General features: G+C 64.3%; 12 protein-coding genes. 3 read left to right on the top strand and 9 right to left on the bottom strand.

Features of this window, described 5'->3' with window-relative positions:
- Positions 1 to 430: 430 nt before the first annotated feature.
- Positions 431 to 1357, top strand: a complete 927-nt coding sequence (gene ispH / locus QOU61_RS13355; RefSeq protein WP_289659081.1) for a 4-hydroxy-3-methylbut-2-enyl diphosphate reductase — start codon at positions 431 to 433, stop codon at positions 1355 to 1357.
- A gap of 31 nt (positions 1358 to 1388) precedes the next feature.
- Positions 1389 to 2537 carry an adenosyl-hopene transferase HpnH gene (hpnH, locus tag QOU61_RS13350; protein ID WP_289659079.1) on the top strand — a complete coding sequence of 383 codons (1149 nt, stop codon included), beginning with the start codon at positions 1389 to 1391 and terminating at the stop codon, positions 2535 to 2537.
- On the opposite strand, the gene QOU61_RS13345 is transcribed toward hpnH, so the two are convergent.
- From QOU61_RS13345 to QOU61_RS13320, 6 genes are all read right to left on the bottom strand, one after another.
- On the bottom strand, positions 2478 to 3275 hold the full coding sequence (locus tag QOU61_RS13345) for a phosphorylase (RefSeq protein WP_354142538.1): 798 nt from the start codon (positions 3273 to 3275) through the stop codon (positions 2478 to 2480). The genes hpnH and QOU61_RS13345 overlap by 60 nt on opposite strands.
- Positions 3209 to 5167, bottom strand: coding sequence for a squalene--hopene cyclase (shc, locus tag QOU61_RS13340; protein ID WP_289659075.1), 1959 nt, complete (start codon positions 5165 to 5167; stop codon positions 3209 to 3211). The genes QOU61_RS13345 and shc overlap by 67 nt, the downstream gene beginning before the upstream one ends.
- Before the next feature lie 188 nt (positions 5168 to 5355).
- On the bottom strand, positions 5356 to 6603 hold the full coding sequence (gene hpnE / locus QOU61_RS13335; protein ID WP_289659073.1) for a hydroxysqualene dehydroxylase HpnE: 1248 nt from the start codon (positions 6601 to 6603) through the stop codon (positions 5356 to 5358).
- Positions 6603 to 7442 carry a presqualene diphosphate synthase HpnD gene (gene hpnD / locus QOU61_RS13330; protein WP_289659071.1) on the bottom strand — a complete coding sequence of 280 codons (840 nt, stop codon included), beginning with the start codon at positions 7440 to 7442 and terminating at the stop codon, positions 6603 to 6605. The genes hpnE and hpnD overlap by 1 nt, the downstream gene beginning before the upstream one ends.
- The gene (gene hpnC / locus QOU61_RS13325; protein WP_289659069.1) at positions 7439 to 8317 is read right to left on the bottom strand and encodes a squalene synthase HpnC; all 879 of its coding nucleotides are present in this window, start codon (positions 8315 to 8317) and stop codon (positions 7439 to 7441) included. The genes hpnD and hpnC overlap by 4 nt, the downstream gene beginning before the upstream one ends.
- Before the next feature lie 199 nt (positions 8318 to 8516).
- Positions 8517 to 8759 (bottom strand): hypothetical protein, encoded by a 243-nt coding sequence (locus QOU61_RS13320; protein ID WP_289659067.1) that lies wholly within the window; start codon positions 8757 to 8759, stop codon positions 8517 to 8519.
- A 476-nt stretch (positions 8760 to 9235) separates the two neighbouring features.
- Here QOU61_RS13320 and QOU61_RS13315 point away from each other — a divergent pair, with 476 nt between their 5' ends.
- Entirely contained in the window at positions 9236 to 9736 is a 501-nt protein-coding gene (locus QOU61_RS13315; RefSeq protein ID WP_289659065.1) for a hypothetical protein, read from the top strand.
- Between the two features lie 83 nt (positions 9737 to 9819).
- Here QOU61_RS13315 and QOU61_RS13310 read toward each other — a convergent pair whose 3' ends face one another.
- The 3 genes from QOU61_RS13310 to QOU61_RS13300 form a co-directional block, all read right to left on the bottom strand.
- Entirely contained in the window at positions 9820 to 12186 is a 2367-nt protein-coding gene (locus tag QOU61_RS13310) for an efflux RND transporter permease subunit (RefSeq protein WP_289659063.1), read from the bottom strand.
- A 361-nt stretch (positions 12187 to 12547) separates the two neighbouring features.
- Positions 12548 to 13312, bottom strand: a complete 765-nt coding sequence (gene eutC, locus QOU61_RS13305; RefSeq protein WP_289659061.1) for an ethanolamine ammonia-lyase subunit EutC — start codon at positions 13310 to 13312, stop codon at positions 12548 to 12550.
- Between the two features lie 4 nt (positions 13313 to 13316).
- Positions 13317 to 14903 (bottom strand): B12-binding domain-containing radical SAM protein, encoded by a 1587-nt coding sequence (locus QOU61_RS13300; protein WP_289659059.1) that lies wholly within the window; start codon positions 14901 to 14903, stop codon positions 13317 to 13319.
- Positions 14904 to 15041: the final 138 nt, after the last annotated feature.

Raw genomic sequence — 15041 nt, 5'->3', positions numbered from 1 at the left:
CTCTTTCTAGCGTTAAAAGCCTGCCGAAAACGTTCGCTGTCTAGCGGAGTTCCTGGAGGCGGGCTAACGTTGTTTGGGTGGTTTTTCGCCGCGGCCAGGCACAAGAGGCCGAAAAAATGGCGAATTCGCAGGGCGGCCTGATATAGCCGACATTGACGGGCGTAAAGTGACGAACAATTGAGTGCCGGCCGCTTATACCTTCATCTGTTCGCCGTTTTCCTTACCATAATACCTAAAATGGGTTCCCCGGGGAACAACCGCTTTCCGTTCCGCCTTTCCTCATCGACGATTTTTTGACACAAAGTCCGGTACGTCCATGCGTTTGGATGGCGCGGAGACCTGTGGGTTGGTGCGGATATTGCAAATATCCCGAGCGCGCCTTTAGGGACATACGGGGCGAATTTGGTGCAACTTGCGTAATGGACGTCCAATGGAAGTTTATCTGGCGCAGCCGCGCGGCTTTTGTGCGGGCGTGGTGCGCGCGATCGAAATCGTGGAACGGGCGCTCGAGAAGTTCGGGCCGCCGGTCTATGTGCGCCACGAGATCGTTCACAACAAATACGTCGTGGAAAGCCTGAAAAACAAGGGCGCGATCTTCGTCGAGGATCTGTCGGAGGTGCCGCCTCACGCGGTCACCGTATTCAGCGCCCATGGCGTGGCGCGCTCGGTCGAGGAAGAGGCGGCAAGCCGCGGCCTGCCGGTCCTGAATGCGACCTGCCCGCTGGTCACGAAAGTTCACAATCAGGGCAAGCGCTATATGTCGAAGGGACGAGCGCTGATCCTGATCGGCCACGCCGGCCATCCGGAGGTCGAGGGCACGATGGGCCAGGTACCCGGGCCGGTCCTCCTGGTGCAGAATGTGGACGATGTGGCGGCGCTGACCCTACCCGCCGACACGCCGGTCGCCTACATCACCCAGACCACGCTCAGCGTGGACGATACCAAGGACATCATCGCTGCGCTCCAGCAGCGGTTTACAGACATTCAAGGCCCTGACATCCGGGATATCTGCTATGCGACACAGAACCGCCAATCTGCGGTAAGGGACCTGAGCAAGCTCGTGGACGTCATTCTGGTGGTGGGCGCCGCCAACAGCTCCAACTCCAACCGGCTGCGCGAAATCGGCACTGAGGCCGGCGTCGCAAGCTATCTCATCGCCGACGGCAGCGCGCTCAACCCGGAATGGCTGAAAGACGCCAGGACCGTCGGCATCACCGCCGGCGCCTCGGCACCGGAGGTTCTCGTGGACGACGTGATCGAGGCCCTGCGACGCATCGGACCGGTCAAGGTCTCGGTGCTCCCGGGCCGGGAAGAAAATATCGAGTTCCGGCTTCCTGCTGAATTGGCTGCGGGCTGACCCCAATCTCATTCCAGAAAGAAGACCTGTAATGGCAATACCCTTCCTCAAGGAAATGCGTATCGGCGGCTACATGCTGAAGCAGAAGCTGCTCGGTCGCAAACGCTATCCGCTCGTGCTGATGCTCGAGCCGCTGTTTCGCTGCAACCTCGCCTGCGCGGGCTGCGGCAAGATCGACTATCCGGACGCCATCCTCAACCGCCGCATGACGGCGCAGGAATGCTGGGACGCGGCCGACGAATGCGGCGCGCCGATGGTGGCCATTCCCGGCGGCGAGCCGCTGATCCACAAGGAGATCGGCGAGATCGTGCGCGGCCTCGTCGCGCGCAAGAAGTTCGTCTCGCTGTGCACCAACGCGCTGCTGCTGGAGAAGAAGCTCGACCTGTTCGAGCCCTCACCCTATTTGTTCTTCTCGGTGCATCTCGACGGCATGCGCGACCACCACGACAAGTCGGTGTCGCAAAAGGGCGTGTTCGACCGCGCGGTGTCCGCGATCAAGGCGGCGAAGGCGCGCGGCTTCGCCGTCAACGTCAACGCCACCATCTTCGACGGTCACGCCGCCGAGGACATCGCCAAATTCCTCGACTTCACCAGCGAGCTCGGCGTCGGCGTCTCGATGTCGCCCGGCTATGCCTATGAGCGTGCGCCGGACCAGGAGCACTTCCTCAACCGCACCAAGACCAAGCGGTTGTTCCGCGACGTCTTTGCGCTCGGCAAGGGCAAGAAGTGGAATTTCATGCATTCCGGCCTGTTCCTGGACTTCCTTGCCGGAAACCAGGAGTTCGAATGCACGCCCTGGGGCATGCCCGCACGCAACATCTTCGGCTGGCAGAAGCCCTGCTACCTGCTCGGTGAAGGCTATGCCAAGACCTTCAAGGAGCTGATGGACACCACCGAGTGGGATTCCTACGGCACCGGCAAGTACGAGAAGTGCGCCAACTGCATGGCGCATTGCGGCTACGAGCCCACGGCGGCGAACACTGCGTTCAGCCACCCGTTCAAGGCGCTCGCGGTGGCGCTGCGCGGCATCCGCACCAAGGGGCCGATGGCGCCGGAGATCGATCTCTCGAAGCAGCGCCCGGCGCAGTACGTGTTCTCAGAGCAGGTCCAGAAGAAGCTCTCAGAAATTCGCCGGGACGAGACTCTCGCTGCCCAGCAGAAAGCTTCGACAGCCGCGTAGCGACCGCAGCGCCCGGTTGAAATCGATACCGGTCGATACCAGCGAACGCAGCATCAGCGGGTTGCGCGCGATGCTGCGGAACACCTTGGGCAGATCGATATCGCCATTGGGCTTGATCGCGTTGCGGGCGACGGCCGGCAAGGCGCGAGTGGCGGGGTCGCTGATCACGCGCAGCGCGGCAAACGGAAGGCCAGCCTCGGCCGCATAGGCGGCCGCGATATGGCTTTCCATGTCGACGGCGGCGGCGCCCGTCTCGAGCCGCAGCGCCGCCTTGCAGGAGCGCGCTGCGACAACATGCTCAACCCCGGCGAGGCCGCCGCGAACCACCCGACGGCGCCGCATCGCGACGCTCCTGATCACTTCCTCGCTCAAGGACAGCCCGGCCAGCCAGCGCGTGTCGCCGGCCATCACCTCGGTCGCCACCACCACGTCGCCGGACCGCAGCGCCGGATCAAGCCCGCCGGCCACGCCAAAGCTGATGACGCCCCTGAACGTGGTCGAATCCAGCGTGGCCAGAAGCGCCCGCAATTGGCTGGAATCGCTACTACTGCAGATAACGAACATGCCCGGGCCGGCCGCAATGCGCGCCTCCTGCACCAGACCAGTCACAATTAGCACCGGCCGAGGGTCAACCACGTGTCCCACGGTTCCGGTAAACGCCGCCCCCAACCTCACATCCCGACCCCTACCACCCTTCTGTTGGTGCTCCTCAAATTTCGATACCGCGCCAGAGCCCAGAGCGGAAAGAACTTGGGATAGCCATGATAACGCAAATAAAACACCCGCGGAAAGCCCGTGGCCGTGTATCGAGCCTCGTCCCACAAGCCATTTTCAGCCTGTGTGGCTTTTAGGTACTCCACCCCCCGCGCCACGGCCGGATGGTCCACGTCCCCGGCCGCCATCAGCCCGAGCAAGGCCCATGCCGTCTGCGAGGCGGTCGAGGGGGCCGATTCCATCCCCTGGTAGTCGAGCCGGTAGCTGACGGAATCCTCGCCCCAGCCGCCGTCCTCGCTCTGGACCGACACCAGCCAGTCCACCGCCTTGCGGACCATGGGATCGCCATGGTCGACGCCGGCGATGTTCAGGGCACACAGCACCGACCAGGTTCCGTAGACGTAGTTCATGCCCCAGCGGCCGTACCAGGAGCCCTCAGGGTGCTGGGTCTGCCGCAGGTAGTCGATCGCCCGGGCGACTGCCGAACTCGTCTCAGCGGTCTCGCCAAGCTGGGCCAGCATCGACAGGCAGCGCGCGGTGACGTCCTCGGTCGGCGGGTCGAGCAGCGCGCCGTGGTCCGAGAACGGGATGTTGTTGAGATAGTATTCGAGATTGTCGACGTCGAATGCCGCCCAGCCGCCGTCGCGGCTCTGCATGCCCTCGATCCACTCCCGGCCACGCGCAATGGCGGTGTCATAGTCGGCGCTTCCCGACTGCCGGCGGGCGCGGTCCATGGCCATCACGACGACGGCGGTGTCGTCGAGATCGGGATAATGGGCGTTGTTGTACTGGAATGCCCACCCGCCGGGGCGCGTATTGGGGCTTTTCGCGGCCCAGTCGCCCTTCAGGTCGAGCACTTGCCGCGGCTTCAGCCAGTCGAGACCGGCCGTCGCGCTCGCCACCGCCGCCTCGCCGCCGACCTCCGCCAGCGCGTGGCAGGCCAGCGCGGTGTCCCAGATCGGCGACACGCAGGGCTGGCAATAGGCCTCGTGCTCGCCGATCACCAAGAGCTTGTCGAGCCCCCGGCGCGTGATGGCGCGCGGCGGATAATCGGCCGGCTTGCCGAACGCGTCGTACATCATGACGATATTGGCCATCGGCGGAAAAATCGCGCCCATGCCGTCCTCGCCGTTCAGCCGCTCCTCGATGAACGCAACGGCGGCGTCGATCGCACGCGCGCGCAGCTTCTTCGGAAAATACGGCTCGATCGCGCGCAGCACGCGGTCCAGGGTGCGGAACAGCAGAAACCAGCCCCAGCTCTGGTGTGGCGCCTTGGACGTCATGCCGATCGTGTGCGGCGGTTGCAGGAACAACTCGTCGATGCCGACGCCTTTGGGATTCTTCGCGCGCGGCTTCAGCGCGGCCAGCACCATCAGCGGCACGATCGTGGTGCGCGCCCAGTAGGAGATCTTGTTGAGGTGGAACGGCGACCACATCGGCAGCAGCATGATCTCGATCGGCAGCACCGGGACCGCGCGCCAGGTCAGGACGCCGAACAGCGCGAGCAGGAAGCGGGTGAAGACGTTGCTCTTGGCGGCGCCGCCATGGGCATGGATCGCCTCGCGCGCCCGGACCATGTGCGGACTGTCGGTGGAATCGCCGATCATCTTCAGCGCGAAATAGGATTTGACGCTGGCGCTCATGTCGAACGGCCCGTCGGCGACCAGCGGCCAGCCGCCATGCGCGCCCTGAGTGCGACGCAGGTAGTTGGCGATCTTGGCTTCGAGCACGGCATCGACCGGCTCGCCGAGATAGTGGCGCAGCAGGACATACTCGGCCGGAATCGTGCTGTCGGCCTCCAGCTCGAACACCCAGTGCCCGTCGGCCTGGCGGTAGTCCAGCAGCGCACTGGTCGCCGAAGCGATGGTCTTCTCCAGCGCGGCCGGGTCGACTGCGATGCTGCGGTGCTCCTGCATGGTGCTCAACATCCTTCGCTTACGCCTAGTGGTCCGATTCCAACATTCGCATCCCGTTTTGGCAGGCATGTTTGCGAATGCTGGAATCGAGGACCACTAGCAAATATAAGTTTCTAGTGGAGTTTTCGATTTGACATTCGCTTTGCGAGCCGGCGGTTACATGGGTAGCGAATGTCACATCCACTCCACTAGTGCATGGCGAGAACCAGATCTGCGGCGCGGTCTCCTGAACGCACCGACCCTTCGATGGTTGCGGGCAACCCGGTAGCAGTCCAATCGCCGGCAAGGAACAGGTTTTTGAACGCCGTGACGGCCCCTGGCCGCAGCGCGTTCTGCTCGGGCGTTGCGGCAAAAGTGGCGCGGCGTTCGCGCACGATCTGCCAGGGCGGCAATTCGCCGCTGACGCCGCCGGCCCTGCAGACGTCGCGCCAGATCGCCTGCGCGAGCTCCTCGCGCGGCATATCGACCAGGCGGTCGCCGTTGCTGATGGTCACCGACAGCCGCTGGGGAAAGGCGAACAGCCATTCCACAAGCCCGCCGACGACGCCCAGGATCGGCGGCGCATCGCGCGGCGGATCGAAGCGGAAATGCGCGTTCACGATGGCGCGGAACTGCGACGGCACTTTCAACCCGGGCAGCAGCGCGGCAGCGGCGCGCGGCGGGACCGCGACCACGACTGCATCGTCAGAGCCGATGGCGACGGTGTCGCCGCCGAAGTTCAGGCCGCTGACGCGGTCGGATCCAGCGAGGAGCTCGCGCAGCTCATGGCCGAACTGGATGCTGGCGCCGCGTTCCTGCAACAGCTTGATCGCGGGCTCGATCAGCACGGCGCTCAGCCCATCGCGTGCGATCAGCGGGCGGCAGGCCTGCCCGCCTGCCAGCAAGGTTTCCCGCACGATGGCGCCGGCAAGGCCGGCGGAGCCCTCGGGCGGATCGACGTTGAGTGCCGCAAGCAATAGCGGATGCACGAGACGCTCGTACAACGTTCCTTTGCAGGCGATGGTGTCGCCGAGGCGCTTCTCGGTCGAGGCCCACAGCACCGGCGCCAGCGCGAGATAGTCGGTGAGCCCGGTGTCGGGCACGCGGCGGCCCTCGTCGAGCACCCACAGCGGCAGGCGACCATCGCCGAGGTCGAGCTGCCAGCGCTGGCCGGTGGTCAGGTCGACGAAGGGAAACTGCGCCCGCTGCGGTCCCACCAGGCCGGCGTCGCTGCCGATCGCGCGCGCATAGCGGAGCGCGTGATGGTTGCCCGACAGCATGAGATGGTTGCCGTTGTCGATCGTGAGACTGGTCGCGGCGTCGAAATAGGAGCGGCAGCGGCCGCCGGCCTGCTGGGTGGCCTCGTGCACGTGCACGCTGTAGCCGGCGTTCGAAAGCCGCACGGCTGCCGAGAGGCCGGATATTCCGGCACCGATGATGTGAACGGATTTTTGCATCAGATGAAGGCGTGGCGAAGGATAATGGCGAGCCGTGCGAACTTGTTGAGGCGAACGGGCTGGCGCGGCGGCGAAAATCCCCTGGCGACCAGCAGCTCCAGGATCGCGCCGTAATATTTCGACATGATCCGCGGCGCGCGCACCACGCGGCGCGAGTTGCGCGCCATGATCTCGTCGGCCTTGGCGAAATGCGTCCGCGCCCGCGCGATCAGCGCAGTGCAGGCTTTCGGCAGCGCACGGTCGGCGGCAACGAGTTCGGGATCGTCGCCGGTGATGCCGGCATGCAGCAGGCCCTCGCGCGGCAGATAGAGCCGGCCGATCGCGGCGTCCTCGTCGATATCGCGCAGGATGTTGGTGAGCTGCAGCGCGCGGCCGAGATGATAGGCGAGCTGGATGCCGTCATCCTCCGGCAGGCCGAACACCCGCACCGACAGCCGCCCGACGGCGCTGGCGACGCGGTCGCAATAGAGATCGAGCGTCGCGAGGTCGGGCGCGCGGATGTCGGCCACGACGTCCATTTCCATGCCGTCGATGATGGCGATGAAATCCTCGCGCTTGAGGCCGAAGGTGCGCAACGAGGCGGCGTAGTCGGCAAGCCGCGCCGGCGGCCGGCCCTGATAGAGCGCGTCGATGTCGTCACGCCATTGCTGCAATGCCGCCTGCCGCTCGGCGCGCGGGCCGCCGGAATCGGTGATGTCGTCGACCTTGCGGCAGAAGCTGTAGATCTGGAACATCGCCTCGCGCTGCGCGCGCGGCAGGATGCGCATCGCCGCATAGAACGAGCTGCCGGAGGCGGTCGTTCCATAGTTCGTCTCGGCCACGGTCGCCTCGATCGTCATGCGCCGGCCGCCGGTCGGGATACGGGATGCCGGCCCGCGGCGCGCCGCGCGGTCTCGCCGGCAATGCCCCCAAAGGTGAAGGCGAGCAGCTCGATCGGGTTGAGATGAACGCGCTGGCTCAGGGGATCGCGGGCCTTAAGCAGGCGCACGATCCGCTCGGCAAAGGCCTGGATCACCGCGATCTCGAGCCCAAGCCGGAAATCCCTCACCTCGCCGCTGAACGACCGGCTCTCGCCGAGCAATCCCTCGTTACGCGCGGCAAGCGCCTCGAGGCAGCGCGCAAGCGGCACCGGCGCCCTCGTCTCGCCGAGCATCTCGACCGTGGCGCCCGCCTCCTTCAACGCATCGAGCGGCAGATAGACGCGGTTGAGGTTGCGAAAATCCTTGGCGCAGTCCTGAAGGTGGTTGTTGATCTGCAAGGCCGCACAGAGCGCATCGTTCGCCGGCCAGGTCGCGCTGCTTTCGCCGTGCACGTCGAGCACGAAGCGGCCGACCGGCATCGCCGAATAGCGGCAATAGTGGATCAGCTCGTCCCAGTTCTCGTAGCGGAGCTTGGTCACGTCCATCCGGAACGCGGTCAAGAGATCAAGCGCATGGCGCGGCGGCATGGCGCGCTCGGCGAGCGCGCGGCGCAGCTCCACCGCCTCGCGCTGGGTGTCACCCTTGCCCAACAGTTCGGCTTCGAGCAGGTCAAGATAGGCGAGCTTGTCGTCGGCCGACAGCGTCGCATGATCGGCGATGTCGTCGGCGGTGCGGACGAAATTGTAGAAGGCGAGGATCAGCGCCCGATGGCGCGGATGAATCAGCCACGACGCGACTGGAAAATTCTCGTCGCGGTGGGTCTTACCGGATCGCAATTCGCTCGCGCTGCTCATCAGGAATTGACTGTCATCGTCCAATGCAAAGGCCCGCCCGCGCGTGAATTTTCATGCACGCGCCAAGGCATCGCAGCCCCCATATAGGAGATTACGATGCCAAAACCAATGCTATCGGGCACCCCGCGGCGCGGCCCTCGAAGATCGGGCGACGGCCGTCACATGGCTGCAACGGCCGCGCCGGAGGCGAACACCGTCGTTATTGGCCGTGGTTCTTCAGGACCGCATCGCAGGCCGCGCTGATCTTGGGCCGGTTCTGCTGCAGGCAGGCCAGAATCGTGAAATCGCCCTGGTCGATCACAGAACGGCAGTGACGCTGCACGTCGCGCGAACAGGCCTTCTGCTCCTCCGGCGTGCCGCTGCGCTGCTGCGCCGGTTGCGCGATCGCCGCGGTGGACAGGGAAAGCGACAACAGGCTGAGTGCCAGGAAATACTTTTGCATTTTGTTCCTTCATTTCGACGGCAGAGGAATTCCTTTTCCCGACAACCCTACGCACGGACCGGGACGGATTACTCGGTTGCAGTTGCCGCAAAGCGCAGCATCGAGCAAACAAGAGCGCTGGTAAATGCGGCCAAATTTACGACGAAAGGCGCCGACAGCCCCGGCTTCCACCGCTAGATCGCAACGCTCTTATAACTAGCTGATATTGCTCATTTTTACTACGTTCACGATTTTTCGCATGCAGTAATCGCGAATCAATTTCACTCCGAGGTGGCTGAAAGCATTCGAGAAAATTCGCGCAAAGGCCTGTTTTGACTTCGCGAAAAAACAAATCAATCGGACAGGACAAGGGACCGATCGCGCACCGAGGCCGTTGTCAAGCGGTCATTTGAACCTAACATGCGCCGGAGACACTAACCCCTCGATGTGGCGAGACGCGTCTGATACGTGCGTCAAATCTGAATGGGAAACCTGATATGAAACGGTTTGGTTCCAGCCTCTATGGACAGGCGATCAGGGCTGCGGGCGCCGGCGCCGCACTCTTGCTGTCGGTGTCGATCGGCCACGCGCAATCCGGACCGTTTGCCGGCTTCGACGGCGCCTGGTCGGGGACCGGAACGGTGTCGCTCTCGGACGGTTCGACCGAGCGCATCCGCTGCAAGGCGGATTACAGGGTCAACAGCACGGGCATGGGCCTGAAGCAACAGCTGCGTTGCGCCAGCGACAGCTACAAATTCGACCTCTCCAGCGACGTCACCTCCAACGGCGACCGAATCTCCGGCAACTGGAGCGAGGCGAGCCGCAACATCTTCGGCAACCTCCAGGGCACCGCCGGCGGCGGCCAGATCGAGGTTTTCGTCGAGGCCAACGGCTTTGCCGCCAACCTGACGCTGCGTACCAACGGCACCCGGCAGACCGTCCAGATCTCGTCCAAGGGCGAGATCCGCGGCGTCAACATCACGATGGTCAAGGGATAGCTGCGAAGACGAAAACGGCGGATCGAAAGGAAAAGCCCCGGCCCGAGCAGGACCGGGGCTTTTCTGTGTGATTGCAAAGTGCGTCAGAGCGCGCCGCCGCGCACCCCGCGAATCCGCTCCGACAGATTGATCAGGAACATCGCTGTCGGCCGCAGGATGAAGAGGTCCGCGACCAGGGCCGCAACCATCGCAAAGGCGCTGAGCCAGCCGAACAGGCGGAGCGACGGCAGATCGGAGAACACGGTGACGACGAGGCCGCAGGCCAGGACCACCGTGGTCAGGATCAGCGCCGGCCCGACCAGCACGGTGGCGCGTTCGACCGCGACGTCGGAGGTGACGCCCGGCTTGCTCTCCAGCCGCAGGCGGTTGAGGAAGTGGATCGTCGCGGAAAGCCCGAGGCCGAATGACACCGTGAGCGCCACCACGCTGGCAAATTGCAGCCCCTCCCCCATGGCCCACAACAGCGTGCCTGACAGCACCACCGGGAAGATGCCCGGCAGGATGCAGGCGAACATCACGACCCAGGAGCGGAAGGCGAGCCCAATGAACATCGCGACCAGCGCGAATTCGACGGTCAGCCCGCGGTTGAGCTTCTCGATCATGTTGGCCGAGTTGCGCGCGGCGATCGCGGCAAGGCCGGTGACGGCGACTTCATAGCCGGGATGCTTCTCGCGCACCGCATCGAGCTCGTGGTCGAGCTTTTCGACGACGGGCAGAAGCTCGCTGGAATCGAGGTCCGGCACCCGGCCCGCCACCACGACCGCATCCTGCTGGGCGTCGATGAAGCGCCGCACCAGATGCTCGGGGATCAGGTTGACATATTCCTTCAGCGTCGCGACGTCGCTCGAGCCGGCCTTCTCCGCCAGCCAGCGCCGCAGCGTTTCGATCGACCAGACGTTGCCGACGCCTGCGGTCTTTTCCACCGTGGCGTGGACATCGGCGATCGTCTGCAGCGTTTCCGGCGAATAGAGCGACTCGCCCTTGGGGAAGGTGATCAAGACGTTGACCGGGTTGGCGCCGGTCAGCTTTGCGTCGAGCCGGTTGCTGGCCGCAACCGCCTGCCGCTTGTCCGGCACCTGGTCGGCCAGCCGGTAGCGCGGCTCGAGATTGGCGTAGATGATGCCGAGGCCGCCGACGAGCAGCACGGCGATCAGGCTGAACAGGCCGGGCCTGGAGACCATGCGCACCGCGATCCAGTAGCAGAAATTGCGCAGCGCCTGGACGCCGAAATCGGCGCTCTTGAACTTGACCGCGAAGACCTTCTCGTTGCGCACGAGCAGCACGCCGAACACCGGCACCAGCGACAGAACCGCGATCAGCGCGATGATGGTCGCGGCCAGCCCCGCCTCGCCGAATTTGCGGATCAGGTCGGAATCGGAGAACTGCAGCGCGATGAACGAGATGCCGGCGGTGCCGTGGGTGAGCACGCAGGCCGGACCCACCACCAGCACGGCATTCTTGAACGCGGTGAACTTGTCCTGGCCCGCGATCAGGCGGTCGCGCGCCGCAAAGGTGAGCTGCATCGAGTCGGAGAAGCTGATCACCATGATGAGCGGCGTCATCACGTTGAGGAACATGTTGAGATTGAAATTGGCCCAGCCGAGCCCGCCGAGCGCCAGCAGGATCGCGATCAGCGGCGGGAAGGCGGCGGCCACCATGAACGATATCTTGCGGAAGAAGATGATCGCGATGATGCAGCCGGCCAGGATGCCGAGAACGTTGTAGGTGAGCCCGTCGCGCTCGACCGCGTTGCGGATCTCGAGCTGCATCACCGGCACGCCGGACAATTCCGCGTTCAGCCCGGTGTCGCCGAGATCGTCCTTCATCAGCTTGCGGATGTCGCCGACCACCTTGGAAAGCTTGCTGGAGGCGACCACCTCAGGCTCGAGCGACAGCACGATCAGCGCCAGCGTGCCGTCTTCGGACAACAGCTTGCCGCGGATGATCTCGTTGGCCTTCACGGTCTCGATGAACTTGTCGTAGTCGGCCCCTTCGGGCAGTTCCGCCGGGAACAGGGCTGCCGGCAGCTTGCCGGGCGCCGGCGCCTGCCGCGCCGAGAACAGCGAGATCAGGCCGCGGGTGCCTTCGACGAGCTGCAGATCGGTGACGAAATCGCGCAGCTTCTCCAGATTGTCGCGGGCCAGCAGGTTCTTGCCCTCGACGACCGCCAGTACGTCGAATTCCTCGGCCGGGAATTTCTTGGTGACCTCCTCGTACTGGTGGAACTCCTTGGTGTTGGAGCGGAACAGCTGCGAGAGCGAATCATCGATCTTGATTCGCTGGATGCCGAAGATGGCCGCGATGATCAGGCCGACCAGGACGATGCAGGAGACGATCGGCGCCTTCATCGGGATCAGCCCGAGTCGCTCGATCCCGAAAGCGATGCTTTTCGCCGGGGGCGCCTCGACCATCTCGACGTGGATTTCGTTGTCGCGCGTTCTTTCGAGCATGCTCTGTCCAGTTCTCGCGTCGCAGGCTTATAGCTCAGGTTCAGCTTGTTTCCTGGGGCGCAATTGAGGCCGCGGTGCAGCGGTTCAAGGAAAAGCCAAAGAGTGGCCGAAACGACGGCACTGAGCCTTCCCGATCAGCGCCAGCGAAGTTTTGATTCTAACATCCACAAAAGTACCTCCCAAAGCGAGGACCGAATGTCAGGATCGGACCACTACCCCTTGAAAACACGTGGAAAATGATCGGACACCGCTTTAGCAGGTCAGAGGCGCGCCTCGCAAGCGCGGCCGGCTCGGCAAATCGGCTATCCGAGCCATTTCCACCGAAGCCGCCGATTCGCCACCGCCGAACCTGCAGAAGCACTCAGGTGACCAGCCGCGACGTTCGGTCGCCGCTTTCATCTTTCAGCGCCACACCGGTCTGCTCGCGCGCCAGCCCCTCCCCGGCGAGCCAGGCGATCTTGTGCGCCGCCTCGGCATAATCCAGCCCGGCACGGTGGATGTTCGAGACGCAATTGCGCCCGGCATCGGTCACTCCGACCCGCGGCGCAAAGGTCAGATAGGCGCCGAGACTGTCGGGCGCCGAAAGGCCCGGCCGCTCGCCGATCAGCATCACGACCATCCGCGCGGCCAGGATCGCGCCGATCTCGTCGCCGAGCGCGACGCGCGCGCCGCTGGCGACCACGACAGGGCCGACCGGGACGTCTCGTGCGACGAGCTCGGGCACGAGATGGCCAAGCAATCGAAGTGCGTGCGCGTGCACTGATGTGGGCGACAGGCCATCGCCGATCACCAGTGCAAGCCGAGATGCGCCCGCGCTGCGCTCGGCGAGCAGCCGCGCCGAGGCCTCGTCGAGGCGCCGCCCGAGATCGGGACGTCTCAGATAGTCCTGCCGGTTGTTGACGCGGCTTTGCACGCGCCAGGCCGCAAGGCCCAGCTCGCCGAGCTCGGCGACGATGCGATCAGCGTCGAAAACGGCGTGGACCGCATCGCGGGCGCGTGCGTGGTCGAGCGTGAAAGCGAGCAAGGCGCTGGTCGGCAGGCTCGCGCCGGCGCGCCCCAGCGCGACGCGGGCCGGCGTCATGGACCGCAGATCCGTGATCGAAGGCGACGGCGCCGGCGGCTTCATGGCCCTACTCGGCGGGAACAGAGGCCTCGCGCAGCCGCACCGAGTAGTTCGAGGCGTTCTGCTTTCCGGTCGAGGCCGCACGCGCGAACATGATGAGGTGATGGGCGATCATGGAGCAGGAGATCAACCCCTCGATATCGCCGCGCCGCAGCCGACCGAGCGCGAATTTCCAGAACACCCTGCGATAATCGCCGAGCACGCCGACCTTCCAGAAGATGTTGCGCAGCATGATCAGCCCGCGCTTGACGTTGACCCAGCTCTTGCGCTCCGGACTGACGGGCACCTGCAACCGTTTGGCATAGGTGTAGTCGACCTGGTGCTGGTAGCGGGCGTACAGCTTCTCCGGCTGATAGGCCGCTTCCATGCATTGGCGCCAGGAACGGACCACCTGATCGTAAGGCAGCAGGAACTCGACGTTGGAATCGCGACCCTCGTCATGATTGAGCCGGTTCTCGCGTTCCAGCCGGTCCCATAGCGGGGTCTTGGGCAGCGCCTGCAGCAGGTTGATCGTCAGCAGCGGAATCCGGGACTGGTCGACGAAGGACAACAGCGCCTTGTCGGTTTCCGGCTTGTCGGTGTCGAGCCCCATGATGATGCCGGAGACGACTTCCATGCCGTAGGAATTGATGGTCTCAACCCCTTCCAGGATCGGGACCATCATGTTGTGGTCCTTGTGCATCGCATGGAGCGCGTCGGGGTCCGGCGTCTCGATGCCGCAGAAGATCGTGACGAAGAACGCCTCGCGCATCTTCTCCAGGATCTCCGGCCGCTTGGCGATGTTGAGCGTCGCCTCGCAGGCGAATCGCATCGTGTAGCCGGTCTGCTTCTGCCATTCGATCAAATGCGGCAGCAGGTCCATCGCCGCCTTGCGGTTGCCGATGAAATTGTCGTCGACGAAATAGATGGTGTCCGTCATGCCGCATGCGCGCAGCTTTTCGATCTCGGCGATGATCTGCTGCGGGGACTTCAGGCGCGGGTTGCGGCCGTAGAGGCCCGGGATGTCGCAGAACTCGCACTGATAGGGACAGCCGCTCGAATACTGGATGCTGCCGAGGAAATACCGCTTGAGCTCGGCAAGCTCGTAGGCGGGAAGCGGAAAATCCGTCATCGCGACGCGATCGGCGGTTTTCAGCACCACCTGCTGCTCGGGCCGCGACGGATCGCGGGCGATCCGCGCGATCAGTTCGTTGGTGGCGTCGCCGAGTTCGCCGACATGGAGGTAGTCGAAGGTGGGATAGTAGTCAGGGCAGGCACTGACCGACGGCCCGCCGATCGCGACCGCCAGGTCGAAGGCGTGGGCGCGGCGGCAGATGTCGTTCATCTGCTGGCGCTGGATGTGCATGCCGCTGACGAACACGGCTTCCGCCCATTCGAAGTCTTCTTTCGTCGCGGGGCGGATATTCTCGTCGACGAAGCGGACCGGCCAGTTTTCGGGGAGATAGGCCGCGATCAGGAGCAACCCCTGCGGCGGCATGAAAGCCTGCACGCCATCGGTCAGGGGATAGGCGTATTCGAACGTGCCGAAAGCAGACGTATAGCGCGGGAAAACACAGAGGATGCGCCTGGTCGTACCGGTACCCTCAGCTCGCATCAAACTTCCTCGGCAAGACACTGTAAATTCAGCACAAGATAAGGCTGGGCCAGAATTTCCTCAACATTGTGGCGTCGCTTCATGTCGTAAAACTTGCCAGTTGCAGCGCACGAGATCGGCCGCCGCCGCTGGAATAGC

Origin of the sequence: Bradyrhizobium sp. NP1, assembly GCF_030378205.1 — a bacterium.
Classification (GTDB): domain Bacteria; phylum Pseudomonadota; class Alphaproteobacteria; order Rhizobiales; family Xanthobacteraceae; genus Bradyrhizobium.
Note: the sequence above shows the minus strand (reverse complement) of the source record. Positions and strands in the feature narration are given on the sequence as shown.

Bases quoted from the DNA above. Each gene is read 5' to 3' on its own strand.
- ispH (WP_289659081.1), top strand. From the start codon at position 431: ATGGAAGTTTATCTGGCGCAGCCGCGCGGCTTTTGTGCGGGCGTGGTG.
- hpnH (WP_289659079.1), top strand. From the start codon at position 1,389: ATGGCAATACCCTTCCTCAAGGAAATGCGTATCGGCGGCTACATGCTG.
- shc (WP_289659075.1), bottom strand. From the start codon at position 5,167: ATGCAGGAGCACCGCAGCATCGCAGTCGACCCGGCCGCGCTGGAGAAG.
- hpnE (WP_289659073.1), bottom strand. From the start codon at position 6,603: ATGCAAAAATCCGTTCACATCATCGGTGCCGGAATATCCGGCCTCTCG.
- hpnD (WP_289659071.1), bottom strand. From the start codon at position 7,442: ATGACGATCGAGGCGACCGTGGCCGAGACGAACTATGGAACGACCGCC.
- hpnC (WP_289659069.1), bottom strand. From the start codon at position 8,317: ATGAGCAGCGCGAGCGAATTGCGATCCGGTAAGACCCACCGCGACGAG.
- QOU61_RS13320 (WP_289659067.1), bottom strand. From the start codon at position 8,759: ATGCAAAAGTATTTCCTGGCACTCAGCCTGTTGTCGCTTTCCCTGTCC.
- QOU61_RS13315 (WP_289659065.1), top strand. From the start codon at position 9,236: ATGAAACGGTTTGGTTCCAGCCTCTATGGACAGGCGATCAGGGCTGCG.
- QOU61_RS13310 (WP_289659063.1), bottom strand. From the start codon at position 12,186: ATGCTCGAAAGAACGCGCGACAACGAAATCCACGTCGAGATGGTCGAG.
- eutC (WP_289659061.1), bottom strand. From the start codon at position 13,312: ATGAAGCCGCCGGCGCCGTCGCCTTCGATCACGGATCTGCGGTCCATG.
- QOU61_RS13300 (WP_289659059.1), bottom strand. From the start codon at position 14,903: ATGCGAGCTGAGGGTACCGGTACGACCAGGCGCATCCTCTGTGTTTTC.